Raw genomic sequence first — 24,241 nt, forward strand, 5'->3', positions numbered from 1 at the left:
ATCAGAATAGGCGGATGCTCGGCCAGCGTACTCGATGGTGCAAGCCAAAGCGGAGCACCAAGCCTCGCCACAGACTTTCCCATGACATGGGCAGGTCTATCTTCAACCTTCACATTTGTGTAAATCATGCCCGCACGCTGCGAGCCGCTTGAGCCGCGCCGATTCCTTTGGAGACCTTCCATGAGCAGACAGCTACTGACTACGGCCCTTGCCGGCCTTCTTCTGGCGTCCTGTGGCAACGCCACGCCACCGCAGGCTGTGGCCGCGCCCGCGCCCGTTGCTAGCCCGAGCCCGGCAACCGCGCCGGGCGACAGCGCTGCCACAACCGAGTATTCGAGTTTCGTCGCCACGGACATGGGGCGATTCAACGAGCCCTGGGCGATGACCTTTCTGCCAGACGGCCGGCTGCTGGTAACCGAAAAGCAGGGCGTGCTCAAGCTGCACGCGCTCGACGGCGCCACGCTTGAGATCGGCGGCGTGCCGACAGTCGCCTATGGTGGCCAGGGCGGGCTCGGGGACGTGGTGGCGCATCCGAAGTTTGCCGACAACGGTCTGATCTATCTCAGCTATGTCGAAGCCGGCGAGGGCGATACCTTCGGTGCCGTGGTGGTGCGGGCCAAGCTCGTCACCCATGACACGGGAGGAACGCTGGAGAATGTCGAGCGCATCTGGGAGCAGACGCCAAAGATGAGCGGTCGTGGTCATTTCGGACACCGCATTGCCTTTGCACCCAATGGCGATCTCTACATCAGCTCGGGTGAGCGGCAGCACTTCGATCCGGCCCAGGACATGAGCGGCAACCTGGGCAAGATCGTGCGCCTGAACGACGACGGCAGCGTTCCCACCGACAATCCCTTTGCCGAGCAGGGCGGTGTGGCCGCGCAAGTGTGGTCGCTGGGTCATCGTAATCCGCTCGGTCTGGCTTTCGATCCCGCCGGTCAGTTGTGGAACATCGAGATGGGACCCAAGGGCGGCGATGAGCTCAATCGCGTGGTGCGCGGCGCCAACTATGGTTATCCGATCGTCTCCAACGGTGATCACTACGACGGCCGTGACATCCCCGATCATGACACCCGCCCGGAATTCTCGGCGCCAGCGATCAGCTGGACCCCGGTGATCTCGCCTGGCGATGTCATCTTCTACACCGGCAACCAATTCCCCGCCTGGAATGGCAACGCGCTGGCGGCAGGCCTGTCATCGAAATCGCTGGTGCGGATCCAGATCGACGGAGAATCGGCGCGCGAAGTGGAGCGCTTCGACATGGGCCAGCGCATCCGCGAAGTCGAGCAGGGGCCCGATGGTGCGATCTATCTGCTGGAAGACGGTGCGAACGCGCGACTGCTGAAGCTGACGCCGAAGGTCTGAATCGGGTAGACGCTGGGATCGCCGACTTGCAGTCGGCGCTGTGGCTCTTCGCTGTTCCGGGGTCAAAAGCTGCCGAGTACAACTCGGCGATCCCAGTGGCGATCCCGGGCTGAAATGGGCCGGCTGTCTTCACCCGCCCATAATCCACACAGTGCTCTACTGGCTGCCTCTGATGAGGAATTCCATGCCATGTTCGCTCGCCTGACCTTTGCTGCCATGTTGTGTTGCGCCTCGCTGTCGGCTTCGGCCGCCTGTACGCCTTTGCTGGATCGCGAATTCCGGCCGCTGGCAGGGAAAGAGCCGGTGAACCTCTGCAGCCAGTTCGAGGGCAAGGTCCTGCTGGTGGTGAATACGGCCAGCAAATGCGGCTTTACCCCGCAGTACGACGGCCTCGAAGCACTGCATGCCGAGTTATCGGATCAGGGATTTGCCGTGCTTGGATTCCCGTCGAATGACTTCGCCGGTCAGGAGCCGGGCACTGAAAAGGAAATCCTGGAGTTCTGCACCCTCACCTACGGGGTCAAGTTTCCGATGTTCGCCAAGACCGTGGTCAAGGGCGAGGGCGCTGATCCCTTCTACAAACAGCTGGCAACTGACGGCGGCGGCGAACCCGGCTGGAACTTTCACAAGTACCTGATCGGCAGGGATGGCAAGGTCATCGCGAGCTTCCCGAGCAAGGTCAAGCCGGATTCACCGGAGCTGCGAGCAGCGATCGAAGCAGCGCTGCACTGAGCGAGTCCCCGGCGCTGCAGGGGGACAAGGCCCCAAGCGGCCGCACAGCCAGACCTTGCGTCATGTTTGGACGCTGACCCAACCGTCAAGCCGTCAAGTGCCTCGCCTGTCGCGCCGGCGTGGAGCCGCTCTGACGTTTGCGCGGTGGCGGCAGCACCACGTCGCCCGACTCGAAGCTGAGACGCGAACGGCCGCCGGCCGAGCGATAGTCGTCGATCAAGGCCTGTTCCGCTTCCGCAGGTGTTTCGACCTCGGTGCTCAGAAATTGCTGCAAAAGATGCACCAGTCGATCGTGCGCCAGCGCGTGGGTCTGGCCGGTATTGGCATAGAGCCAGTCGGAAAAGGCCATGAAGCGCGCGAAGGGGCTGGTGCCCAGCAGCCAGGGCAGGGTCTGCTTGAAGCGTCCGGAGTTGGCGATCAGATCCCAGTAGCGGGCGAAGCGTGAAACCCGCTGCAAGGTTGGAAAATCGAGGCAGTCGGTGGCCAGAATCTGATACGGCGGGTCTGGCGAGAAGCGCAAGTCGAAGTCCAGGGTGTGGCGCGCAATCGGGGCGCCACGCAGGCGCTTGAGAATGCCGAGCTGGATTTCATGCGGTCCCAAAGCCACCAGACGGTCAAAACCCGCGGCAAAACTGGCCAGGTTCTCGCCGGGCAGACCGGCAATCAGATCCACGTGCAGATGGGCCTTGCTGTGGGTGCGCAGCCAGCGCAGATTGTCTTCTGCCAGATGATTCTTCTGGCGGCGCGAGATTCGGGTCTGCACCTCGGGATTGAAGGTCTGGATGCCGATCTCGAACTGCAGCGTGCCGGCCGGAAAGCGGCTGATCGCGCTCTTCAGCCGTTCCGGCAGATGATCGGGGATCAGCTCGAAATGCACGAAGGGCGGGTCGTCCGGGGTCGTGTCGATGCGGGCCAGGAAGAACTCGAGGATGGCCAGCGATACATCGACCTTCAGATTGAAGGTGCGATCGACAAACTTGAATTGGCGCACGCCTCGGGCGTAGAGCTGCTCCAGTTCGGCCAGAAATGGGTTCAGTTCAAAGGGCCATGCCGTCTTGTCCAGCGCCGACAGGCAGAACTCGCATTTGAAGGGGCAGCCGCGTGAGGCCTCCACGTAGATGTAGCGGCGAGCGACATCCTCATCGGTATATTCGGCATAGGGCATGGACAGCGCCGCCAACGGCGGTTGCTCACCCTTGATCAGTTTATCCGGCGGCGCTTCGCCGGCCAGGATCTGTCGGGCCAGGCGCGCAAAACTGAGATCGCCCCAGCCACTGATGACGTAGTCAGCCTGGGCGCAGATGGGCTGCACCTCAGGTTCGTGGCTGACTTCCGGCCCGCCCAGCACCACGATCAGATCGGGAGCGACCAGCTTGAGCAGCGCGACCAGACGGGTGCATTGCTCCACATTCCAGATATAGACGCCCAGACCCAGGATTCGGGGTCGATCGGCCAGCAGCTTCTCGGCCATCTCCTCGGTCTTCTGACCGATGACGAATTCGCGGATGGCACTGCGCCCGTGCAGTTCGCCCAGGTTGGCGCGCAGGTAGCGCAAACCGAGGGCGGCGTGGGCGTAGCGTGCGTTCAGGGTGGCAAGGACGATGTCAGGCATCGGCGAAGTATGACCGCCGCGCCTGGATTTCTCACGTCGGCCGACAGAAACATCCGCCGGTCTTCGCGTCCTGCCGGGAAATTCACGGCGGACAATCAGTTGCATTTGCTATGCTTCTGGTACGCCGGCCTGCGGCGCTTACGAGGCATATTTGGTGGGGCAGCGATATGAAGTCGTCACCCGTTTCGCGGCAGGTCTGATTGCGGTCTGGATCAGTTGCTGTGCCTCTCTGCCGGCTCTCGCCAATGACCCTGCCGACACGTTGACCGCGGCGGATTCTCTCCTGCCGCGACATGCGCTGGAGATTGAGGCGCTGACGAATCCTGCCGGTGTGCTGGAGCTTCTGCCGGCTGCACTGGAACAGGCCAAGGGGCGGGGAGATGGCCGTGAGGTCGCCTTGCTCTATCTGGCGCGCGCCAACGCCTGCCGGATGACCGCAGACTGGCCCTGCCAACGCGACGCTGGCGCAGCCGCCTTGACCTACGCCGATGCAGCCGCCGAACCCATCCTCGCCATACGCGGCCTCATCGCCGAATCCCGGGCCAGCATCGCGCTGCAGGACTACAGTCGTGGTGAGCAGGCACTGATCGAATCGGAATCACGATTGCGCCGGTCGCCGTCCCCAGAGCTCAAGGCCGACGTGGCGCTGGCCTATTCCTCGCTCAGCAACATGCTGGGCAAGCACCAGCTGGCCCTGGAATACGCCGATCGCGGTTTGGCAGAGTTGGCACCCCAATCGGCGCAGGGCATGCGCATCCGGCTGTTGCGCAATCGGGCCCGCGCCGCGGCCAACCTCGGAAATCTGGCGCAGGCGCGGGAGTCCTTGAGCCAGGGATTGGCGCTGTCGGCAAACGTGGTCGATCCCAAACTCAAGGCGGAACTGCATCTGGAGACTGCCCGCGTCGCCCGGGCAGACGGCGATCGCCTCCTGGTGCGGGCCAATGCCGAGCAGGTGCAGCGCATTGCCGCTGATTTGAAGAACACCCAGTTGTCGGGCCAGGCCCACGAGTTGGTCGGACTCGCTGCGCTGGACGCAGGCGATCTGGGCGAAGCCTTGAGCGAATTGCGAGCATCGGTGCGTTCGTTCAACGAGCTCGATCTGGCCCGCGACGAGCTGCGGGTGCTCCGATCCCTGGTCGGTGCCGAGTTGCAGAATGCAGCGCCTGCCGAGCAGTGGAGGCCCGAACTGCAGCGCATGCTGCAACTGGAGACCAAGGTCTCGAGCCGCGATCGCGCCGAGGCCTCGGACGACTTCGAGGCCCGACTCGATTACGCCGAGCAGAAGCTGGAGATGGCACGTTTGGAGCAGGACGCCACGCTGGCGCGAGAACGCTCTGAAGCGATGGCGCGACAGCATCGGCTGACCGGCTTTGTGATTGTGCTGAGTATCGCCATCGTGCTGGCTCTGGCCTATTTTTTCCATGTCCAGCGCCGGCTCAATCGACGGCTGCAAGCGGCACTGGATGCACGCTTGCGCGCTTTGACCCACACCAGTCATGAGCTGCGCAATCCCATCAGTGGCGTCATTGGACTCTCGGAGCTGCTGTTGGCCTCGCCACTGAGTCCAGCGCAGAGAAATATGGTTGTTGCGGTGCAGAGCGCCGGCCGTACGGTGGAAAAACTGGCACAGGATCTGCTCGATCGTGGCCATATCGAGTCCGGGCAGTTGGAACTGCAGCTGCGCCCGGCCAGTCTGGCGCGCATGGTGACTACCGTGCAGCAGCTGTACCTGCCGAGGGCGCGGGAAAAGGGTCTGAACCTGCGCCTGGATCTGAGCCCCGACTTGCCAGAAGCTGTCATGCTGGACGTGGAACGCCTGCAGCAGGTACTCAGCAATCTGATCGGGAACAGCCTGAAGTTCACCGAGAAGGGCGAGGTTTGTCTGGGTGTCAAATTGATCAGTGCGCCACAGGAGGTGCCGGCCCGGGTGCGATTCAGCGTGCGCGACAGCGGCCCGGGTATCGATGCCGATGAAATTGGCACGCTGTTCGAACCCTTCGCCCGGGGTCGGGCGGGGCAGCGACACCGGGCTGGCGTGGGCCTGGGTCTGGCCATCTCCTCGGACCTGGTCAGGCTGATGGGCGGGGAGATCCGGGCCGAGAGTACGCCCGGCGACGGCGCCTGCTTCCAGTTCACGCTCTCCCTGCAACCGTGCGCCGAAGCGGCGGCAGAGACGCCGCCACAAGGGCTGCGACGGGAATCAGGGATGGCGGTGCTGGTGGTGGATGATGATGAAGACGTCTCCTTGACCCTGCGCAGTCAGCTCGAAGTTCTGGGCTGCAGGGTGGATGTGGCCAATTGCTCGCGCGATGCACGCAGCAAGGTGGCGGTCAGCCATTACGATCTGGTGTTGCTCGACGTGGAGTTGCCGGACGGACAAGGACCGGATCTGGCTCAATCGCTGCGCCTGTCCGAGCCGAACCTGCACCATAGCCGCTTTGCCATCGTTTCCGGCCATCAGGCGCCCAAGGTGCTGCCGGCAGGCGTCGACGAATGGTTGTGCAAGCCGGTGCGGCTGGATCGACTGAACACCCTGCTGGCTCACACCGGCGCCGCAAGTGCCGCCGACCGCGCGGCTTGATCGATCACGGTTTGGGAGCCTGCAGCAGCGCAATCACCGCGCCGGTGCCGCCATCCTGCGGTCTGGCCGAGGTGTATCCGATCACATCGGCACGTTGGCGCAGCACGCGATCAGTCATGGCCTTGATGACACTGCCCGATTCGGAGTTCCTGGCCTTGCCATGCACGATGCGCACGCAGCGATGACGATCACGTCGGCATTCCGCCAGAAAGCGGCTGAGCAGGGCGCGCGCTTCGGGAACCCGCAGATGGTGCAGATCCAGTTCCGCCTCGATGACAAACTGTCCGCGGCGCAGTTGCCGGAGCAGCTTTGGCGGGTAGCCCTCCTGCAGGTGAGCGAGCACCTCACCGCTGGATAGCCCGATCAGGGCCATATCGTCCGAGAGCAGTTCTGCCAGTACCTGGCGCTCATCCGCCTGCGACAGTCGCGGCTCAGGTTCGGGCAGAGGGCGGCTTGATCGTGCTGGATCATCCTGAGTCGGCAATGCCCGCACTGGCCCTATGGCTTGGCGAAACAGGGCCGCATCATCCAGTTCAGGCTCGGGTGGAAGCGGCAATTTGCGCTGTTTGCTCACATCAGTCCTGTCGAGCGACGGCGTTGCTATTATCACTGGTTGGTCCTAGAGAGTTCGTATGCACGTTCTGATCAGCAACGATGATGGCGTAGACGCCCCAGGCATCCAGATTCTGGCTGAACACCTGGCCACAATTGGTCGTGTCAGCGTGGTCGCGCCCGATCGAGACCGCAGCGGCGCCAGCAATTCGCTGACCCTCGATCAGCCGATCCGAGTAGTGCAACTGCCCGACGGGCGCTATCGCGTGGCCGGCACGCCGACCGACTGCGTGCATCTGGCACTGGCGGGACTGCTCGACGCCGATCCGGCCATCGTGGTTTCCGGCATCAACAATTCCGCCAATCTGGGCGATGACGTGCTCTATTCGGGCACGGTCGCCGCGGCCATGGAAGGGCGATTTCTGGGTTTGCCGGCGATTGCCGTGTCGCTGGTCACCAAGGATCATCAGGGCCAGCACTACAACACCGCGGCCAGCGCCGCTGTCAGGATCGTCTCGCGCCTGCTGGAAGATCCGCTGCCGGCCGACACCATTCTCAACGTCAACGTACCCGATCGCCCCTGGAGCGACATCCGGGGATTCGAGGTCACGCGCCTGGGTCATCGTCATCGCTCCGAACCCTGCATCGCCCAGAGCGATCCGCGCGGACGGCCCATCTACTGGATAGGTCCCGCCGGTCCCGAACAGGACGCCGGACCGGGCACCGATTTTCACGCCGTCAGGGCCGGATACATCTCTATCACTCCGATCACCGTGGACCTCACGCGCTACACCGCGCTGGAAAAGGTGGCCAGTTGGGTGAGCACACTGTGATCAGACGCTATCAGTCGCCCATTCCGGTAGAGGCCCAGGGCGTGGGCATGACCTCCCAGCGCGCGCGCGATCGCCTGGTCGAGCGGCTGAAAGCCCAGAAGATCAGCGATCCGCGGGTGCTGGAAGTGATCGGACGTGTGCCGAGACACCTGTTTGTCGATGAGGCGCTGGCCAGTCGCGCCTACGAGGACACGGCGCTGCCCATCGGCATGGCGCAGACCATCTCGCAACCCTACGTCGTGGCCCTGATGACCGCGGCGCTGCTGCGAGACGGCGTGCCGAAGAAGGTGCTCGAGATCGGCACCGGATCGGGCTATCAGGCCGCAGTGCTGGCGGAACTGGTGCCGGAAGTGCATACCGTGGAGCGTATCGATGAATTACTGCGCCAGGCACGTAAACGCTTTCGACATCTGGGGTACAAGAACATCCGTTCGAAACACGACGATGGCAATATCGGGTGGCGTGAGAATGCGCCCTTCGACGCACTGATCGTGACCGCAGCCAGGGACGCACTGGATCCCGAACTGCTGTCGCAGATCGAAATTGGAGGCGTGGCTGTGGCCCCGCTGGGCCCGGCTGGGCAACAAAGTCTGATACGCATGGTTCGGGGGACGGAAGGATGGTCGAAGGAGAATCTGGGCGCGGTGAGCTTCGTTCCGCTGGTGCGAGGCGTGCTGTGAATCGCGCACTTGGGGCGGGTTGGATCTGTGCTGCGCTGATACTGGCGGGGTGCCAGCAATCGGTGATGGTTCGTCCTGCGCCCTCCGTGGACCGCAACGAACGCCCAGTCCAAAGCAGTCCCTCGTCCTCTTCAGATGCCGGAGCCAGCTACACCGTGCAAGCGGGCGACACGCTGTACAAGATCTCTGTTCAGTACGGGGTGGACTATCGGGATCTGGCGCGCTGGAACGACATCTCTGCGCCGTACACGATCTACCCAAAGCAGGTTCTGCGAGTCGGTGCCCGCAGCGGCGAGGCTGAACCGGTGATCGCAGCCACTGCGCCAAAGCCTTCGACTGCCACCGTCAGCGCATCGGCGCCGAAGCCACCCGCGGGGGCCGATCGTGTGGGTTCAGCCGCCGTTTCGAGCGGCACGCAGGCGTCTCCCGGCTATGATGCCAATCTGGGTGTGACCCTGCCCGAGGGGGCCGAACCGATCTCCACCGACCCAAGTTCGACGAGCGCGCCGGTGTTCCAGCCGGAAGTGCCGACCGTGGCAGCCACCGCGCCGCCCGCCGCGGCCAGCGCCGCCGCCCAGACCGTCACCACCTCCGCGACTGCCGCCACGACTGCTGCTGCACCGATCGCGAGCAGTCCTGCAGCAGCGACAGCACCGTCGGCAGCGGCTGCAACGCCCCCGGCCAGCGTTGCAGCGGCCCGGCCGAGTGCGGCCGGTTGGATCTGGCCCACCAGTGGCAAGGTCGTGGTGACCTACGCCAACGGCGATCCAACTCGGCAGGGCATTGATATTGCAGGGGAATTGGGGCAACCAGTCGTTGCAGCCCGGGATGGTGAAGTGGTCTACAGTGGGGCCGGGCTGATTGGCTATGGCGAGCTGGTGATCGTCAAGCACTCGCCCGAACTGCTGTCTGCTTACGGACATAATCGCACCCGTCTGGTCAAGGAAGGCGACAAGGTCAAGGCCGGCCAGACGATCGCCGAAATGGGCAAGAGCTCCAGCAATCGGGTGCTGCTGCACTTCGAAGTGCGCAAGAACGGCAAGCCGGTCGACCCGATGCCCTTGCTGCCGGCGCGCTGAGGCCTGAATTGACGGTACTGCAATCCTGACGCGACTCACGAATCCTGCAGGAGCGCCCCTGCGGCGCGACCTTCGAGGCACGAGTCCGGTAGGAGCGCCCTTGCGGCGCGACCTTCGAGGCACGAGTCCGGTAGGAGCGCCCTTGCGGCGCGACCGGCATCGCCAGAATCCGGCCCTGAGGCAGGCCGTGGCCACAAGCTGGACACAGCGAACGCAAGGGACAAACAGAGAGAACACGAAGAAGAGCGTTCAGATCGTGGAGATGCCCCGAAAAGATCGTTGTTTCGGGCCCGATTTCTTCGGCCAGCCGCAGAAAGCGTGGGACAATCCGGCGTCATTGCGAGCCACCTCTGTCGGCCCGAAACTGCTCACGGGCGATGACCCCCCCGGCGTCATTGCGAGCATAGCGAAGCAATCCAGGGATGTACGGCACTACCCTGGATTGCTTCGTCGCTGCGCTCCTCGCAATGACGCATCAACAACTTGCGATATGGGTTCATGGAGAGCGCAGCGAAGCAATCCAGAAGCTAAGTTGCACATCACCGGATTGCTCCTTCACTGCCAGCCGCGATGAACATCTACACCAGCGATCAATTCGTGCTGCCGCTTCCCGAGGGACATCGCTTTCCGATGTCCAAGTATCGGCTGCTGCGCGAAGCGGTTGAGCGGAGGGCGTCGGGGTGGGGCGCGCAGATGCTGGAGGCCCCACGTGCCGATGATCTTGCGGTGCTGCGCGTGCACACGCCAGAGTACCTGGCCAAGGTGCGCGATGGCGAGCTCAGCCCTGCCGAGCAACGCCGCATCGGCTTTCCGTGGTCGCCGGCCATGGCCGAGCGCACCCGACGGGTGTCCGGCGCCAGCATGGCGGCCCTGGAGACTGCGATTCGGGGCAAGAGAGTCGGCATCAACCTGGCCGGTGGCACCCATCATGCCTTTGCCGACCACGGCGCCGGTTACTGCATCTTCAATGACAGTGTCATCGCGGCGCGACACGTGCAGGCCCTGGGCTTGATCGAGCGGGTGTTGATCGTCGATCTGGACGTGCACCAGGGCAACGGCACGGCAGCGATCTGTCAGGACGATCCGAGCATCTACACTTTCTCGATGCATGGTGCCCGCAATTACCCGGCCGTCAAGCCGCGCGGCGACCTCGACGTGGAGCTGCCGAGCGGCACCGCCGACGGCGAGTACCTGCGCCTGCTGGAACTCAATCTGGCCTATGCCCAGTCCCGATCACGCGCCCAGGCCGTCATCTACCTGGCAGGCGCCGATCCTTTCGAGGGCGACAAACTCGGCCTGCTGGCCATCAGCAAGGCCGGTTTGCGGCGGCGTGACCAGCTGGTGTTCGAGCATTGTCGACGATATCGGCTGCCGGTAGCCGTCAGCATGGCCGGCGGCTACGCGCCGGATGTGGCCGATATCGTCGACATTCACCTGGCGACCATCGAAGCGGCTGCGCGGTTGGCACAATCGGTCGAGGAGATCGACGGTCAGCGACCGTCGCCCGCATAGTGGGCAGGGCGATCGGCTATTCCCGCGCCGACGACTCCGACGCGTCCTCGGTGGTCACTGCCCCCACTTCCACGCGGCCGCGGTAGGGCTCCTGCCACAGCTGATCCTGCCACTCGAAGTACTGCTCGGGCTGCCAGAACTTGTCGCTGTAATACTGTTCGGCATCGAGACTGATCCAGTTGCCATTGCCCGGCAGCAGCACGGTGAGTGCGCCCTTGAAGCCGGTGCGGCTGCCGGTGGTGCCGCGGCGACCCTTGTTGATGGTCTTCTCCAGGCGCGGCTTGGCCACCTCGTCACCGTAGTCGGCATAGACCTGCTGACCAATCTCCAGCGCCCGCTTCTGTTCTTCGGGGCTGAGCTCGGACCAGTAGTGCTCACGCACCGCGAGGAAATCCTTGTAGCCGCGTTCAGCCGCCAGATCCATCCAGGCATAGGCCGCGGCCCGGTCCACGGGCGTGCCTTCGCCCTTCCAGTACATCTCGGCCACCAGCGCCTGTGAGCCCTTGTCGGCATAGCGCGCCGAGCGCTTGAGGGCTTCCAGCGCCAGATCCAGGCGACCATCCTCGTAGTGGCCCAGCCCCTCCTTGCGCCAGCGCAGGTCCGGGTGATACTGCAGAAAACCCTCTGAAGCCGCCGCCACATGGGCAGGGTCGGGTGCCGAATTGGCGGCCTGTGCAGCCGCACAGGCGCCGATACTCAAGGCGATGGCAGCGACGATCGGATGGAGCTGCTTCATGTCGACTTCCTCATGCGCTCAATTGATGACGGTTTGTAAAGACGGTTGACAGTCTCCACTAGTTGCAGCCCAGAGCATGGCGATACAGATATTGACATTCATGTGCCAGAAGGCGGGATGAGGGGCAGGAGGGCGTCAATGCGAGCCACCCGTATCGGCCCGACACTACGCACAGGCCGTGATCCCTGTGGGAGCGGACTCCGTCCGCGATCGATCCAGCGACGGACTTGAAGGTCCCGGATCGCGGCTGAAGCCGCTCCCACAGGGTTCATGGCCCTCGCGCCCCCGCTACCGATTCGTCAACTGAATCTCGATACGTCGGTTGATGGCGTAGGCCACAGGTGTGTCAGCCGGATCCAGCGGCTGGAACTCACCGAAACCGTTCGCCGCCAGTCGGTGGGCCGGGATGCCGGAGACCACCAGATGTTTGACGATGGCGACGGCGCGGGCCGTGGACAGTTCCCAATTCGACGGAAATCGTGCGGTATTGATCGGGCGCTTGTCGGTATGGCCGTCAATGCGCAGCACCCAGTCGATGTCCTTGGGGATCTCGGCGGTGACTTCCTTCAGCGTTTGCGCCAGCTGATCCAGGCGCTGTTGCGCGGCCGGGGTCAGCTCGTCACTGCCGGAGCCGAACAGCAGCTCCGATTGCACCACGAAGCGGTCGCCGACGATCTGGATATCGCTGCGGTTGCCGAGAATGGTGCGCAGCTTGCCGAAGAAATCGGAACGGTAGCGCTGCAACTCGTTGACCTTGTTCGCCAGCGCGAGGTTCAACTCCTTGCCCAGCTCTTCGATGCGCACATCCTTGGCTTTGGCCTGGGCCTTGGCCAGATCCAGCGCCGAGGACAATTCGGCCAATTGGGTGCGCAGCGCGGCCATCTGCCGGTTCAGCAACTCCACCTGGGCGGCCGACTTGGCCGAAAGCTCGGTCTGAGTGGCGAGTTTGTTCTGATTTTCCTCCAACTCCGCCAACTTCGAGGCGATCTCGCTTTCCAGCTGCCGCCGCAGTTCGGCCAGCGCGTTGATGTCGGCAGTCAGTTTCGCGACTTCGGCTTCGCTGCCTTCCAACTGGGCCTGGGTCTGGGTCAGCGTGGCGCTGGTGCTGTCCAGATTGAGCCGCAGGGCATCGCGCTCGCCGCTGGTACTGGCCAGCGAGGCCGAGAGTTCCTGGATGGAGTTCTCGGCCTTGAGCTTTGCCTCCTTTTCCATCGACAAGGTCTTGGCCAGCTGCGCCAGTTCCAGATTCAGCGCGGCCAGAGCCTTGTCGCGGCCGCTGAGCGCATCAGACAGCACGAACTGACCGATGGTGAAGATCATCAGCACGAACACCAGCACCATCAACAGCGAGCTCAGGGCGTCGACAAAGCCCGGCCAGAAATCGATCGAACGGCGGCGACGGGAGGCGAGGGTGCTCATGACGGCCGCTTGTGATCCATGGCCGCGGCGATGGTGCGCGTCAGCAGCCGGAACTCGGCCCGCAGTTCATCGCTGAGCTGATGGCCGCCGCCGGCCGATTGGGCAATGGTCTGCACTGCGGCGCGAAGATCCTGCTGCGAATGGGCCAATTCGCTGATGCCGCGCGATTCCCGCGCCAGCAGCTCGCTGAGCTTGCCGAGCTGGGCATTGAGCACACTCAATTGTTCGGCGCTGGCGCGGCGCTCGCGCTCGCTGTCGACGATCGCCCGCTGCATGCGTTCCAGACCATCGGCAGTCTGCTCCAGCAGCGCCTGCACATAGGCCGGCACCGAAGTATCGCCCTCGACCGCCATGCCGCCGCCGCTGCTGAGCTTGGTCATGCCCGAAAGCCAGTCTTCCAGCTCGGTGTAGAAGCGATTGGAGGTGCGCCCGGATTGCAGGTCGAGAAAGCCCAGTACCAGCGAACCAGCTAGACCGAAAAGCGAGGTCGAGAAACTGGTCGCCATGCCGGACAGCGGTTCCTGCAGTCGCGTCTTCAGGATCTCGAACATGGCGACGGCGTCGCCGCCGGCGGTCATGCCACCGATGATTTCGCCGACCGATCCAATGGTGCGCAGCAAACCCCAGAAGGTGCCCAGCAATCCCAGGAAGATCAGCAGGCCCACCAGATAGCGCGACAGATCGCGCTGCTCTTCCAGGCGCAGGTGCACGCTGTCCAGGATCGAGCGCATCGAAGCGGTCGAGAGTGTCAGCGGGCGCCGATCGCTGCGCGCCAGCATCTGCGCCATCGGCGCCAGCAGCACCGGCGGGGCATGCCCGCGCTCCGGATTGGAGCGGCGAAAGTGCGTGATCCAGTCGACCTCGTGCTGAAGTCGCGACACCTGCCGCAGATTGGCCAGCACACCCACCAGAAACACGGCGATGATGACGCCGTTGAAGGCCGGTGTGGCCGAAAACGCTGACAGCAAGGGTCCTATCAGCAGTACGCAGACCGCCACCACCAGTCCCAGGAAGCCCAGCATCCACACCAGGGCACGATTCGGTTTGCTCATGACGACTCCGTTCCTTGCGGCGCCGGGCCATCCTGCCCAAGCGCACCTGAACAAAGACGTGCAGAACAGACGTTCGGTTAGCCCCAGCCGGGGCCAAACTGTCGCAACTACTCGAATCCGTTCAGCAACAGAAACTCGTTCGGGCCGATGAAGTCACCGTGGACACGCGGTGCGGGGCCAACGGCGATGGTGTCGATGACGTTGCGCGTCGCCGTGTCAATCACCGATACCGTGTTGTCCAGCGTGTTGCTGACATAGAGCTGGTCGCCTTCCTTCGTCAGTGAGAGGCTGCTGGGGGCGGCGCCGACGCTGATGGTGTCGAGCACCGCAGGTGTGCCACTGGTATCGACCACCACAACTGCATTTGCCGCGGGCGTGGCGATGTAGGCCAGGCTGCCATCGGAGCTCACGGCCAGTTCACTGGGGGCACTCTGCAAGGGCAGCATGTCAGTGATCATGAGTGTCGCCAGGTTGACTGTGACGAAGGTCGATGGCATTTCGCAGGTGATGCGGAGCGAACTCCCGTCGGGGCTCACGGCGGCATCGACGGGATGCAGACAGTCCGTCCAGCTCCACGGACTGCCAGGCGCCCAGGTGTTGAGGTTGACGGCGACCAGCGCGAAGTTCGGGTAGGAGAGATAGGCCCGTGTGCCGTCCGGCGACAGCGTGATGTTGTTCGCGCCCACGGTCGAAACGCCATTGATGAAGGACAGCGTGGTCGAGTCGTAGGCTGCAAATCCACTGTCGCCAGACAGATAGACGGCGGTGCCGTCGGCGCTGACAGCCGCGGCCCGGGAGAAGGGGCTGTCCAACTGACCCACGGGCTTGTTGGTAGCCGCATCAATGACCAGCAGACCGCGCACATTCGCGACGTAGACCCGCAGTCCATCGGAACTGATGGCAATACCGCTGGCCACGGAGTCGGTGGGGATGGTGGCGATCACGGCGCGGGTGCTGGTATCGATGACGGAGATGCTTCCGTCTCCGCTGTTGGGCATGTAGGCCCTGGCCGCAGCAAGGGCGGCCGATGACGCGATGGCCGATAACAGTAGTGCCAACAGGCAGACTCGGAACAAGGCGTTCATCAATCCGGGCATGGCTTTGAGATCTCCGATTCTGAGGGAGCCAGCACGTCTGATCGCCAGTTGGCCGTTTGACAGGGGCGAGGCGGTTCCGGCTTGCATTGCGACGCCCAGAATCGCGACGATCTGGTCGCGATCCGGCTTCGGAAGATCATACATGTCTTGCATTGTAACCGCCAACTCGGTTCTGAGGCGGGCATGAACCGGCGCAGGACCCAGGCGCCGGCAGCGTGACTCTACTAGCACAGCCCCACGGCCATCAGTCGCGGGTCACGGCAAGGTCGTGAGCTGCGGCCCGGTCGTCTGATCGCTGCTTTCGATGCGGAAAGTGACATGGCAGGCGGTGCATTGACCGGTGGCCTGGGCAAGCTTGCCGAGAATGACGTCCGTTCGCTGCTGGCCTTCTGCTTCGTCGGCGATCTCGTTCATCGCGCGGTGCATGGGGCGCGCGAAAGCAAACCAGCCTTCGGGCAGGGCACTGCGGAAACTGTGTGCGCCACCGCGACCGGGACCCTGCGAGCGTGCCACCTCCGCCACCCTAGGCCAGTCCTTTTCGGCAAGCGCACCAATCAGTTGCTGCACGGCTTCCAGGTGAAGGCGCATTTGCGCGCGCAATGCCAACTGCTGTGATCCGCTCATGGACAGCGCATGGCGCGGATCCGCTGGCGGCGCGCGATCGGCGACTTCCGCCCAGATCAAGCCACGCAGCTCGCCGACGGCGAATCCCGTGGCCTGATCGTCGGGATAGTGTCGGGCGATCGCCGCTGCCACCTCGGGCGCGATGCTGCTCGGGTCACCATGGCAGAGCAGGCAGGGCGGATCCACGCGCAAGCCCTTGGCCAGTTGCAACTGACCGGCCTCGTGAGACCGGTAGCTCAAGGTGCTTGGATCGGCTCCGGCCCGTGTTTGCTCGGCAAACTGCGCCAGAGCCGCTTGCTGCCAGGCCTTGGGCGCATTGGCCGGATTGCGCTGGCGTACACCGCTGCGGCCCACGACGACCCCGTGCTGGCTGCTGACCGCAGCCGCGATGGCCGGCGCCTCGGTGGCACAGAAGTCGACCGCAGCCACCACGCCATTGCGAGTAATGGTGGCCTGCAAGGCTGCGCGCAGGCGCTGGCCCAGGTCCGCCATCGCCAGTTGCGCGCGCGCCAGTTCCGGATCGGCCCCTGGGCCCGGGTCCTGAGCGATGCCGTCAGAACTGCCTGCGAGCACGAGGGCGAGCGCAAATATCAGAGAGCGTGTTCGAGTCATGCCGGATTTCCTTGTCAGTGGGCGCTGATCAATCGCAGCGCGAAGAGCAACAGTGCCACGTAGCAGGCCGCGCTCGACCAGAGCCAGCGCGCCCAGCGACGGTGCGGCACAAAGCCGACACCGCGAACGAATCCCGCGCTCATTGACCAGAACAGCAGGCTTGCGGCCAGATGATCGACCTTGCCACCGACGATCAGTAGCGGCGGCCAGACCGTCGCCACCCCGGTGATGATGAGGGCCAACGCCAGCGGAGCCAGGGCCATGCCCGGCGCGGCCGAATCGGCGCTGGCGGCGAGCTCGCGACTCATGACGTGGGCTCCTGTGGTCCGCGCTTTGCCGCTGCGCGATCTTCTTCCAGCTCACCCCACATGGCGTTGAGGATGGCCAGAAGCACGGCAAATCCCACACCCAGTATCCAAGCGAAGTACCACATCGCGACTCTCCTGATTCAGTATGCCGAATGTTCGTTTTCGCGGATGTAGGCGGCAGTGACTTTGCCGGACATCACGCGATAGGCCCATGAGGTGTAGATCACGATCAGCGGCATGAAGATCATCGTTGCCCAGAACATGATGCCGAGCGTCAAGTGGCTGGAGACGCTGTCCCAGACTGTCAGGCTGGCATTGGGTTGGCTCGATGAGGGCATCACGAAGGGAAACATCGAGGCCCCCGCCGTGCCAATGACACCCACCAGCACCAGGGAGGAGGCCACGAAGGCCAGCCCGGTGCGACCGCGGGCCAGAGCGGCCACCGTTGCTGACGCAGCCGCGTAGACCAGGAAGGGCAGCAGCAAGGTGGCCGGCGCGATGTGATAGTTGCGCAGCCAGGCACCGGCCACGCGCTGTACGGTCTTCGCCGTGGGGTCGGGCAGAGCTGCCGGGTCGAAGGCGGACGTGATGACATAGCCCTCAATGCCCAGGCTCAACCAGAATCCGGCCGCCGTGAACGCGAGCAGCAATACAGCCAACGCACCGTAGGCGGTGCGCACCGCACGGCGCTGAATCTCGGCTTCGGTGCGGTGCGCCAGATAGACCGCGCCGTGCGCCGTGATCATCGCCGAGCTGACCACGCCGCAGAGCAGCGCGTAGGGATTCAGCAATTGCCAGAAACTGCCGGTATAGGTCGAGACCAGATTCTCGTCAAAGCCGAAGGGCACGCCCTGAAGCAGGTTGCCGAAGGCGACGCCGAAGATCAGTGGCGGTACGGCGCCGCCCACGAACAGGCCCCAGTCCCAGGTCTGACGCCAGCTGGGGTTGTTGATCTTGCTGCGGTAGTCGAAACCCACCGGCCGGAAGAAGAGTGCCCACAGCACCGCCAGCATGGCCCAGTAGAAACCCGAAAACGCCGTGGCGTAGACCAGCGGCCACGCCGCGAAAATGGCGCCGCCACCGGTGATGAACCACACCTGGTTGCCATCCCAGTGCGGTCCCACGGTGTTGATGATGACGCGTCGCTCGATGTCGTTCTTGCCGATGAAGGGCAGCAAGGTGCCTACGCCCATGTCGTGGCCATCCATGATGGCGAATCCGACCAGCAGCACGCCGACCAGCAGCCACCAGATCACTTTCAGAGTTGGGTAGTCGATCATGATCAATCCTCAGGCATGTGCAGCTTGCAGGCGGTCGCTGGCGTAGCGCCCGGTGCCCAGGCTGCCCGGACCCAGGCGCGCGTACTTGATCATCAGGAACATCTCGACGATCAGCAGCACCGTATAGAAGCCGATGAACCCGGCCAGGGAGCCGTAGAGGCTCTCCACGCTCAGCGTCGAGACCGAGAGGTGGGTAGGCAATACGCCGTAGATGGTCCAGGGCTGGCGTCCGTACTCGGCCACAAACCAACCAAGCTCGGACGCAATCCAGGGCGCCGGCAGCATCCACAAGGCCCAGCGCAACAGCCAGGGCCGCTGTGCACAGCGGGTCTTCAGCGTGCTGATGAAGGCCAGCGCGAACAGCACCAGCATGGCAAAGCCCAGGCCGACCATGATCCGGAAGGACCAGAACATCGGCGTAACCCGGGGAACTGTGGAGTCGACCGCCTGCTGGATGTGCTCGGGCGTGGCCTGGCGCACATCGGTGACATAGCGGCGCAGCAGCAGGCCGAAACCAAGATCTGCCTGATGCTGCTGGAGCAGTGCCTTGGCCTCGGTGTCGGCTGGGTTCTTGCGCAACCGTGACAGGGCGTCCACGGCCTCGATGCCGGAAATGATGCGCTCTCGGTTGCGTTCCTTGATGTCCTTGATGCCGGGGATTTCCTTGCTGATCGAGCGCGTGCCGATCAGGCCCATGACCCAGGGAATCTGCAAGGCCCAGTCGTTCTTCTGTTCGGCCTCATTGGGCCAGGCCAGCAGATTGAACGGGGCTGGCGCCTGGTCGGTGTCCCACATGGCTTCCAGTGCCGCCATCTTGGTCTGCTGGGCTTCACCCACGGTGTATCCGCTTTCGTCGCCCAGGACGATCACACTGAGTACGGAGGCCAGCCCGAAAGCCGCGGCAACCCGGAAACTGCGCTTGGCGAACTCGATGTCCCGACCCTTCAGCAGGTACCAGGCCGAGATCGACAGCACGAACATCGCTCCGGTCACGTAGCCGGCCGACACGGTGTGCACGAACTTGGCCTGTGCATCCGGGTTGAACACCACCGCCCAGAAGTCCACCAGTTCCATGCGCATGGTGGCGTAGTTGAACTCGGCGCCCACCGGGTTCTGCATCCACCCGTTGGCGATGAGTATCCACAGCGCCGACAGATTGGTGCCCACCGCCATCAGCAAGGTCACCATCAGGTGCTGGGTTCTGGACAGGCGATCCCAGCCGAAGAAGAACAGGCCGATGAAGGTGGATTCAAGAAAAAAGGCCATCAATCCTTCGATGGCCAAAGGCGCTCCGAAAATGTCCCCCACATAGTGCGAGTAGTACGCCCAGTTGGTACCGAACTGAAATTCCAGGGTGATGCCGGTGGTCACGCCCAACGCAAAATTGATGCCGAAGAGCTTGCCCCAGAAGCGCGTCATGTCCTTCCAGATCTGCTTTCCGGTCATCACGTAGACGCTTTCCATGATGACCAGCATCCAGACCATGCCCAGCGTCAATGGCACGAACAGAAAGTGGTACATCGCGGTGGCCGCAAATTGCAGCCGGGAAAGATCCACCAGGTGTTCACTGATCATGAGTTGCTCCCATTTCTGTTGGCAGGGCTGTGCTGAGCACGGTTTCGGGCTGCACGGTGACCTGGCGACCGTGGACGAAGGCCCACCAGAGGCCGGTCAGCACGCCCAGCTTGAGGGCAACAACGATCAGCAGATGGCGTAGCAAGCGGCGTTCGATAGCGGACATGAGTACCTCCTGCGAGCGATATCGCAGCTTTCGTGCCAGCTTCTTGTGGAACTCAACAGTCATTTAATCAATGACTTGCGCGGAGAGCACGGGCACGGAAGTGACACAGGCGGTGTCAAAATGCCAAAATGACACCCTTTGGTGGCACCTGGGTTGGAGAAATGTCAGAGCTGATCGAGCTGGTGTCCTACCTTGAGGGTCAACCCGAGCCCCATATCGTCTGCGATCTGCATTACCGAATCGTGGGTGCCAATCGCGCCTATCGCCAACGCTATGGCCTTGGCCTGGGCGAGATCGTGGGTCGCACCTGCCATGCGGTGTCGCACCGTTCGCCGGTGCCCTGTGATCAGGCCGGCGAGGCCTGCCCACTGGCCAGCGCGCGATTGTCCGGTCAGCGCGAGCGCGTGTTGCATGTGCATCACACGCCACGCGGCGAGGAGTACGTCGAGATCGTGTTGACGCCCATTCATGATCGGCAGGGCGTGGTCGTCGGTTTCGTGGAACGCATGGATGGCCTGGAAACGGCCACGCCGACTGCCCATGCCCAGGGACTGGTCGGACGCTCCGCCCGCTTTCGCGAGATGATGGCACTGGTCAGCCGGGTGGCGCCGTCCCCTGCTGCGGTGCTGCTGTGGGGCGAGTCCGGCACTGGCAAGGAACTCGTTGCCCAGGCTCTGCATGCTGCCAGCCCCCGAGCTGCGGCTCCCTTCGTGCCTGTGGATTGCTCAGGATTGCCCGAGACCCTGTTCGAGAGCGAACTCTTCGGCCACGAGAAGGGCGCCTTCACCGGGGCCGCCGTGGCCAAGGCCGGGTTGGCGGAAATTGCCAGTGGCGGCACGCTGTTCATCGATGAACTGGGCGATATCCCGATGGCCGTGCAGGTGAAACTGCTGCGCCTGCTGGAAACCGGCACCTACCGGCGCGTGGGTTCGACCGAACAACGCCGCGCCGATCTGCGCATCATCTCGGCCACCCATCGGGATCTGCGCCAACGCATCGCCGATGGTCTGTTTCGCGCCGATCTGTACTATCGCATCAGCACCTTCCCGATCCGCCTGCCGCCGCTGCGGGAACGACGCGAAGACATCCCGGTGTTGATCGAAGCGCTGTTGAGCCGGCTGGCACCGAGGCGCGGTCTGCGTGTGGCCGGCCCGGCCATGCTGGCGCTTTCGGCCTTGCCTTATCCCGGCAATGTGCGCGAGCTGCGGAATCTGCTGGAGCGGGCCATGTTGCTGTGCGACGGGAAAGAGCTCACGGCTGCGCATGTCGAACAGGCGCTTGCCCTGGAATCGGCCCTGGCCAGCCGACCCGACCAGACGGAAAGTCTGGTGACACGGCGAGTGAAGGGCCGATCTGATGAGGTGGATCTGCCAAGCATGTTGATCGCCTTCGAGGGCGACCGCGAGGCGCTGGCGAAGCAACTTGGCATCAGCAGGCGCACCCTGTTCCGACGTTTGGCCAAGGCGCGTACGACTCACTCAGACTGACTGATCTGGCGCTACCAGCGATTGCGCAACTCGCGTAGCCGGGTGAACACCGTCTCGGCATCCGGCGCTTCCGGCAAGTCTGGAAAGCTCTCGCGAAGTCCGGCGATGATGCGGGCGTTGTCCAGACGGAAGAAACTGTTGAACAGCCACTCCTGCGCCAGGGTAGTGACCGCAGCGCGGGCCGGATCATTGCCGCGGACGCGTTCCAGCCACGCCGCGGCGTCGCCATTGTCGGGCTCGCGCGAGAGGCTGAAGGCCAGATTGTTCTCGATGTAGTCGTGGCCCGGAAACACCCGCGTGGCGGCCGGCAGTCGCATCAACTGGTCGACGAAGGTGCGATAGAGCGCATGCACATCACCGCCGTTGTGAACATTGCCGGCACCGGCATTGAACAGGGTGTCGCCCGAGAACAACGCCGGTTGCTCGGTGTGGGCCAGCAGGCAGACATGGCTGAGCGTGTGACCCGGGGTATCCAGGCATTCCAGTTCCACCGCCTTGCCCACCCGGATGACATCGCCAGCACCGACGCCGCGATCGACACCCGGTATGCGGCCGGCAGCCCCGTGGTGGGCGATCACCTTGGCGCCGGTGGCCGCCACCACCGCCGGGTTGCCGCCGATGTGATCGTGGTGCTCATGGGTGTTCAGGATCTGCGTGATTTGCCAACCCTTGTCTCGGGCCAGGGCAAGCACGCTCCGGTGATCCAATGGGTCTATCGCCAGAGCCTCGCCGCTCTCCGGGCATGCCAGCAGGTAGTTGAAGTTTCGGAGTGAATTCCCCACCCAGAGCCGTTCAATCAGCATCGCCAGTTCTGGCCTGTGTTGCCCAACGCCCGCCAAGATCACGCATCCTGCCAGCCGGTGCAAGTGCTGCGTCGGCCTGAGCGCAGAGGCATGCGTGGCATACTCCGGGCTCTATGCGATTACTGCTTGTCGAAGACTCCGAACGTCTGCGCCTGGCCTTGGTGCCCGCGCTCACCCACGCCGGATTTGCCGTGGATGCTGCCGTCGATGGTGCCGAAGCCCTGGGTTTTCTGTCCAGCTTCGACTACGAGTTGATCGTGCTTGATCTGATGCTGCCCAAGCTGGACGGTTTCTCCGTACTGACTGCGCTGCGCGAACGCGGTCTGCGCCCACGGGTGCTGGTATTGTCCGCCCGCGATCAGGTGGGCGATCGGATTCGCGCGCTTGATCTGGGTGCCGACGACTATCTCGTCAAGCCTTTTGACCTGGATGAATTGCTGGCGCGCCTGAACGCGCTGTCGCGGCGCAGCCTGGAACAGACCCAGCCGATGCTCGAAGTGGGCGGGCTGGCGCTCGATTCACGGCGTCGAACCGCGGGCTACGCTGGCCAGACCTTGAGCCTCACGCCCAAGGAGTTTGCCTTGTTGGAATGCCTGATGCGCGAGCCCGATCGAGTCTTCACTCGCGGGCAACTGTTCGAACGCGTCTACAGTGGCAGCAGCGACTCCTCGGACAAGGTCATCGAGGTCTTGATGAGTGTGCTGCGCGGCAAACTGAGTCGGGCCGGCGTGCCGGAGTTGATCGAGACCCGGCGCGGCTTTGGCTACCTGATGCGGACGCTCGCGACTTGATGTCGCTGCGCTCCCTGCGTGCCCAGCTCGGGCTGGCCCAGACACTGGCGCTGGGCGGGGTGCTGCTGCTGCTGTTCCTGGTGCTCGACAAACTGATCGACAACGCCCTGTACTCGCGTTTTGACGCGGCCCTGCTCGACCGCGGTCGAGCCGTGGCTGCGATTGCCGAGGGTGCGGATGGCCGTCGCAACCTGGAGCGAGCCTGGCCGGGTTATTCGCCGGCAGGGCACGAAGATTTCTACGAGATCGTCGATGGTAGCGGCCAGGCGCTGGCGCAATCTGCCTCCAGCGGCGACCGTCGCTTGCTGGCGCCGTCACCCTGGCCGCCGTCGCAGACCCCCATGCTCTACGACCTCCTGCTGCCGGACGGACACCGGGGCCGCGGTGTGGTTCTGACCCTGGGGCAGCGCGAGGATATCGGTGCGCGCTGGCTGCTGGTCGCCGCGGAGCGCGAGAGTCTGGATGCGCTGGAAGCTCAGATGCATCTGATCCTGGTGCTGGGAACCACCGTCGGCCTGCTGCTGGCCATCGCCGCCAGTTGGCTGGTGATTCGGGGCGGATTACGTCCGGTCGACGCGCTGGGGGCAAGTGCTTTGGCACGGGTGAATGATTCCGCCGCGCCGGCATTGCCTGTGGCACGGTTGCCGCTGGAGTTGCAGCCGCTGGGACATACCCTGGAAGCCGTGTTGTCGCGACTGACCAGCGCACTCGATTTCGAGCGACGTCTGGCGCGCGACATGGCCCATGAGCTACGTACGCCACTCGCAGAGATTCTGGCCCTGGCCCAGGCCACGCCGGTCGATGCGCTGCAGGACGCGCGTCAGCGTCAGGAAATCGGCCACGCCGCCAGAGCCCTCACCCAAAGCGTGGACGCTTTGTTGACAGTCGCGCGCATCGAAGGCGGCCTGCAAGCGCCGGTGCTCGACCCATTGGACCTGGCGGCATTGCTGCGTGAGTCATTGCCTTTGGCTCGGGCGGAACTGCCTTCTCGCGAGGTAGTGTTTGAAGGCCCGCCCGAGTGCTGGGTGCTCGGTGACGCGGTCTTGCTCAAGCCGATTCTGGTGAATCTGCTGCGTAACGCGGTGGAATATGCGCGACCGGAGACCGCAGTCGGCGTGCGCCTGAGCGGCGCCGCCGAAGCGCCGTGCCTCGTGATCAGCAACGCCCTTGTTGAGCATGCGGCCCAGATGCCGGCGACGACGAAACACGCCGGGCGCGGGCTGGCCATCGCACGCAATCTGGCTCGTGCCATGGAAGTCGTGCTCAGCGCCGAGGAAGAGAATGGGTGCTTTGTGGCCCGGCTGGACGGGTTCAAACCCATCTGATGGTGCCAATCCGTTCACCT

Annotated in this window: 23 protein-coding genes; 10 read left to right on the forward strand and 13 right to left on the reverse strand. The window is 63.8% G+C overall.

The window, feature by feature from the left end; genetic code table 11:
• The first annotated feature begins 180 nt into the window (after nt 1-180).
• Both H7A19_13065 and H7A19_13070 read left to right on the forward strand, forming a co-directional pair.
• Entirely contained in the window at nt 181-1,365 is a 1,185-nt protein-coding gene (locus tag H7A19_13065; protein MCP5475758.1) for a PQQ-dependent sugar dehydrogenase, read from the forward strand.
• Between the two features lie 189 nt (nt 1,366-1,554).
• Nucleotides 1,555-2,097 (forward strand): glutathione peroxidase, encoded by a 543-nt coding sequence (locus H7A19_13070; GenBank protein ID MCP5475759.1) that lies wholly within the window; start codon nt 1,555-1,557, stop codon nt 2,095-2,097.
• A gap of 85 nt (nt 2,098-2,182) precedes the next feature.
• Here H7A19_13070 and H7A19_13075 read toward each other — a convergent pair whose 3' ends face one another.
• Nucleotides 2,183-3,709: a DUF4080 domain-containing protein gene (locus H7A19_13075; GenBank protein ID MCP5475760.1), complete on the reverse strand. Its 1,527-nt coding sequence runs from the start codon at nt 3,707-3,709 to the stop codon at nt 2,183-2,185.
• 154 nt (nt 3,710-3,863) lie between these two features.
• On the opposite strand from H7A19_13075, the gene H7A19_13080 reads away from it, so the two are divergent.
• Nucleotides 3,864-6,290 carry a response regulator gene (locus H7A19_13080; GenBank protein MCP5475761.1) on the forward strand — a complete coding sequence of 809 codons (2,427 nt, stop codon included), beginning with the start codon at nt 3,864-3,866 and terminating at the stop codon, nt 6,288-6,290.
• A 4-nt stretch (nt 6,291-6,294) separates the two neighbouring features.
• On the opposite strand, the gene H7A19_13085 is transcribed toward H7A19_13080, so the two are convergent.
• Nucleotides 6,295-6,846, reverse strand: coding sequence for a Smr/MutS family protein (locus tag H7A19_13085; GenBank protein MCP5475762.1), 552 nt, complete (start codon nt 6,844-6,846; stop codon nt 6,295-6,297).
• Between the two features lie 76 nt (nt 6,847-6,922).
• Between H7A19_13085 and surE the strand changes: the two genes are divergently transcribed.
• The 4 genes from surE to H7A19_13105 all read left to right on the forward strand — a co-directional run bounded on the left by surE (nt 6,923) and on the right by H7A19_13105 (nt 10,946).
• Nucleotides 6,923-7,675, forward strand: a complete 753-nt coding sequence (gene surE / locus H7A19_13090; protein MCP5475763.1) for a 5'/3'-nucleotidase SurE — start codon at nt 6,923-6,925, stop codon at nt 7,673-7,675.
• 47 nt (nt 7,676-7,722) lie between these two features.
• Entirely contained in the window at nt 7,723-8,355 is a 633-nt protein-coding gene (locus tag H7A19_13095) for a protein-L-isoaspartate(D-aspartate) O-methyltransferase (GenBank protein MCP5475764.1), read from the forward strand.
• Between the two features lie 173 nt (nt 8,356-8,528).
• On the forward strand, nt 8,529-9,434 hold the full coding sequence (locus tag H7A19_13100) for a peptidoglycan DD-metalloendopeptidase family protein (GenBank protein MCP5475765.1): 906 nt from the start codon (nt 8,529-8,531) through the stop codon (nt 9,432-9,434).
• Between the two features lie 570 nt (nt 9,435-10,004).
• On the forward strand, nt 10,005-10,946 hold the full coding sequence (locus tag H7A19_13105) for a histone deacetylase (protein ID MCP5475766.1): 942 nt from the start codon (nt 10,005-10,007) through the stop codon (nt 10,944-10,946).
• A gap of 16 nt (nt 10,947-10,962) precedes the next feature.
• Here H7A19_13105 and H7A19_13110 read toward each other — a convergent pair whose 3' ends face one another.
• The 10 genes from H7A19_13110 to H7A19_13155 all read right to left on the reverse strand — a co-directional run bounded on the left by H7A19_13110 (nt 10,963) and on the right by H7A19_13155 (nt 19,815).
• A complete protein-coding gene (locus H7A19_13110) occupies nt 10,963-11,682 on the reverse strand; it encodes a sel1 repeat family protein (protein MCP5475767.1) in 720 nt (239 codons plus the stop codon).
• A 288-nt stretch (nt 11,683-11,970) separates the two neighbouring features.
• A complete protein-coding gene (locus H7A19_13115) occupies nt 11,971-13,101 on the reverse strand; it encodes a peptidoglycan -binding protein (protein ID MCP5475768.1) in 1,131 nt (376 codons plus the stop codon).
• Nucleotides 13,098-14,153: a flagellar motor protein MotA gene (locus H7A19_13120; GenBank protein MCP5475769.1), complete on the reverse strand. Its 1,056-nt coding sequence runs from the start codon at nt 14,151-14,153 to the stop codon at nt 13,098-13,100. The genes H7A19_13115 and H7A19_13120 overlap by 4 nt, the downstream gene beginning before the upstream one ends.
• Before the next feature lie 107 nt (nt 14,154-14,260).
• Nucleotides 14,261-15,250, reverse strand: coding sequence for a beta-propeller fold lactonase family protein (locus H7A19_13125; protein MCP5475770.1), 990 nt, complete (start codon nt 15,248-15,250; stop codon nt 14,261-14,263).
• A gap of 255 nt (nt 15,251-15,505) precedes the next feature.
• Nucleotides 15,506-16,486: a DUF3365 domain-containing protein gene (locus H7A19_13130; protein ID MCP5475771.1), complete on the reverse strand. Its 981-nt coding sequence runs from the start codon at nt 16,484-16,486 to the stop codon at nt 15,506-15,508.
• 14 nt (nt 16,487-16,500) lie between these two features.
• Entirely contained in the window at nt 16,501-16,749 is a 249-nt protein-coding gene (locus H7A19_13135; GenBank protein ID MCP5475772.1) for a hypothetical protein, read from the reverse strand.
• A 41-nt stretch (nt 16,750-16,790) separates the two neighbouring features.
• A complete protein-coding gene (gene cydX / locus H7A19_13140) occupies nt 16,791-16,919 on the reverse strand; it encodes a cytochrome bd-I oxidase subunit CydX (GenBank protein MCP5475773.1) in 129 nt (42 codons plus the stop codon).
• Nucleotides 16,920-16,934: 15 nt separating this feature from the next.
• Nucleotides 16,935-18,074, reverse strand: a complete 1,140-nt coding sequence (gene cydB / locus H7A19_13145; protein ID MCP5475774.1) for a cytochrome d ubiquinol oxidase subunit II — start codon at nt 18,072-18,074, stop codon at nt 16,935-16,937.
• Nucleotides 18,075-18,083: 9 nt separating this feature from the next.
• Entirely contained in the window at nt 18,084-19,649 is a 1,566-nt protein-coding gene (locus H7A19_13150) for a cytochrome ubiquinol oxidase subunit I (GenBank protein ID MCP5475775.1), read from the reverse strand.
• Nucleotides 19,639-19,815 carry a hypothetical protein gene (locus H7A19_13155; protein ID MCP5475776.1) on the reverse strand — a complete coding sequence of 59 codons (177 nt, stop codon included), beginning with the start codon at nt 19,813-19,815 and terminating at the stop codon, nt 19,639-19,641. The genes H7A19_13150 and H7A19_13155 overlap by 11 nt, the downstream gene beginning before the upstream one ends.
• Nucleotides 19,816-19,976: 161 nt before the next feature.
• Here H7A19_13155 and H7A19_13160 point away from each other — a divergent pair, with 161 nt between their 5' ends.
• Nucleotides 19,977-21,302, forward strand: coding sequence for a sigma 54-interacting transcriptional regulator (locus H7A19_13160; protein MCP5475777.1), 1,326 nt, complete (start codon nt 19,977-19,979; stop codon nt 21,300-21,302).
• An 11-nt stretch (nt 21,303-21,313) separates the two neighbouring features.
• On the opposite strand, the gene H7A19_13165 is transcribed toward H7A19_13160, so the two are convergent.
• Nucleotides 21,314-22,105 (reverse strand): hydroxyacylglutathione hydrolase, encoded by a 792-nt coding sequence (locus H7A19_13165; GenBank protein MCP5475778.1) that lies wholly within the window; start codon nt 22,103-22,105, stop codon nt 21,314-21,316.
• Nucleotides 22,106-22,218: 113 nt separating this feature from the next.
• Between H7A19_13165 and H7A19_13170 the strand changes: the two genes are divergently transcribed.
• Both H7A19_13170 and H7A19_13175 read left to right on the forward strand, forming a co-directional pair.
• On the forward strand, nt 22,219-22,896 hold the full coding sequence (locus tag H7A19_13170) for a response regulator transcription factor (protein MCP5475779.1): 678 nt from the start codon (nt 22,219-22,221) through the stop codon (nt 22,894-22,896).
• Nucleotides 22,896-24,221, forward strand: a complete 1,326-nt coding sequence (locus H7A19_13175; GenBank protein ID MCP5475780.1) for a HAMP domain-containing histidine kinase — start codon at nt 22,896-22,898, stop codon at nt 24,219-24,221. The genes H7A19_13170 and H7A19_13175 overlap by 1 nt, the downstream gene beginning before the upstream one ends.
• The last annotated feature ends 20 nt before the right edge of the window (nt 24,222-24,241 follow it).

This window comes from Rhodanobacteraceae bacterium (genome assembly GCA_024234055.1).
In the GTDB taxonomy this organism is placed as follows: Bacteria; Pseudomonadota; Gammaproteobacteria; order Xanthomonadales; family SZUA-5; genus JADKFD01.

What these genes read in the sequence shown, in the direction of transcription:
- H7A19_13065 (MCP5475758.1), top strand. Translation starts at nt 181, where the DNA reads ATGAGCAGACAGCTACTGACTACGGCCCTTGCCGGCCTTCTTCTGGCG.
- H7A19_13070 (MCP5475759.1), top strand. Translation starts at nt 1,555, where the DNA reads ATGTTCGCTCGCCTGACCTTTGCTGCCATGTTGTGTTGCGCCTCGCTG.
- H7A19_13075 (MCP5475760.1), bottom strand. Translation starts at nt 3,709, where the DNA reads ATGCCTGACATCGTCCTTGCCACCCTGAACGCACGCTACGCCCACGCC.
- surE (MCP5475763.1), top strand. Translation starts at nt 6,923, where the DNA reads ATGCACGTTCTGATCAGCAACGATGATGGCGTAGACGCCCCAGGCATC.
- H7A19_13095 (MCP5475764.1), top strand. Translation starts at nt 7,723, where the DNA reads ATGACCTCCCAGCGCGCGCGCGATCGCCTGGTCGAGCGGCTGAAAGCC.
- H7A19_13105 (MCP5475766.1), top strand. Translation starts at nt 10,005, where the DNA reads ATGAACATCTACACCAGCGATCAATTCGTGCTGCCGCTTCCCGAGGGA.
- H7A19_13110 (MCP5475767.1), bottom strand. Translation starts at nt 11,682, where the DNA reads ATGAAGCAGCTCCATCCGATCGTCGCTGCCATCGCCTTGAGTATCGGC.
- H7A19_13115 (MCP5475768.1), bottom strand. Translation starts at nt 13,101, where the DNA reads ATGAGCACCCTCGCCTCCCGTCGCCGCCGTTCGATCGATTTCTGGCCG.
- H7A19_13120 (MCP5475769.1), bottom strand. Translation starts at nt 14,153, where the DNA reads ATGAGCAAACCGAATCGTGCCCTGGTGTGGATGCTGGGCTTCCTGGGA.
- H7A19_13125 (MCP5475770.1), bottom strand. Translation starts at nt 15,250, where the DNA reads ATGCCCGGATTGATGAACGCCTTGTTCCGAGTCTGCCTGTTGGCACTA.
- H7A19_13130 (MCP5475771.1), bottom strand. Translation starts at nt 16,486, where the DNA reads ATGACTCGAACACGCTCTCTGATATTTGCGCTCGCCCTCGTGCTCGCA.
- H7A19_13135 (MCP5475772.1), bottom strand. Translation starts at nt 16,749, where the DNA reads ATGGCCCTGGCTCCGCTGGCGTTGGCCCTCATCATCACCGGGGTGGCG.
- cydX (MCP5475773.1), bottom strand. Translation starts at nt 16,919, where the DNA reads ATGTGGTACTTCGCTTGGATACTGGGTGTGGGATTTGCCGTGCTTCTG.
- cydB (MCP5475774.1), bottom strand. Translation starts at nt 18,074, where the DNA reads ATGATCGACTACCCAACTCTGAAAGTGATCTGGTGGCTGCTGGTCGGC.
- H7A19_13150 (MCP5475775.1), bottom strand. Translation starts at nt 19,649, where the DNA reads ATGATCAGTGAACACCTGGTGGATCTTTCCCGGCTGCAATTTGCGGCC.
- H7A19_13155 (MCP5475776.1), bottom strand. Translation starts at nt 19,815, where the DNA reads ATGTCCGCTATCGAACGCCGCTTGCTACGCCATCTGCTGATCGTTGTT.
- H7A19_13160 (MCP5475777.1), top strand. Translation starts at nt 19,977, where the DNA reads ATGTCAGAGCTGATCGAGCTGGTGTCCTACCTTGAGGGTCAACCCGAG.
- H7A19_13165 (MCP5475778.1), bottom strand. Translation starts at nt 22,105, where the DNA reads ATGCTGATTGAACGGCTCTGGGTGGGGAATTCACTCCGAAACTTCAAC.
- H7A19_13170 (MCP5475779.1), top strand. Translation starts at nt 22,219, where the DNA reads ATGCGATTACTGCTTGTCGAAGACTCCGAACGTCTGCGCCTGGCCTTG.
- H7A19_13175 (MCP5475780.1), top strand. Translation starts at nt 22,896, where the DNA reads ATGTCGCTGCGCTCCCTGCGTGCCCAGCTCGGGCTGGCCCAGACACTG.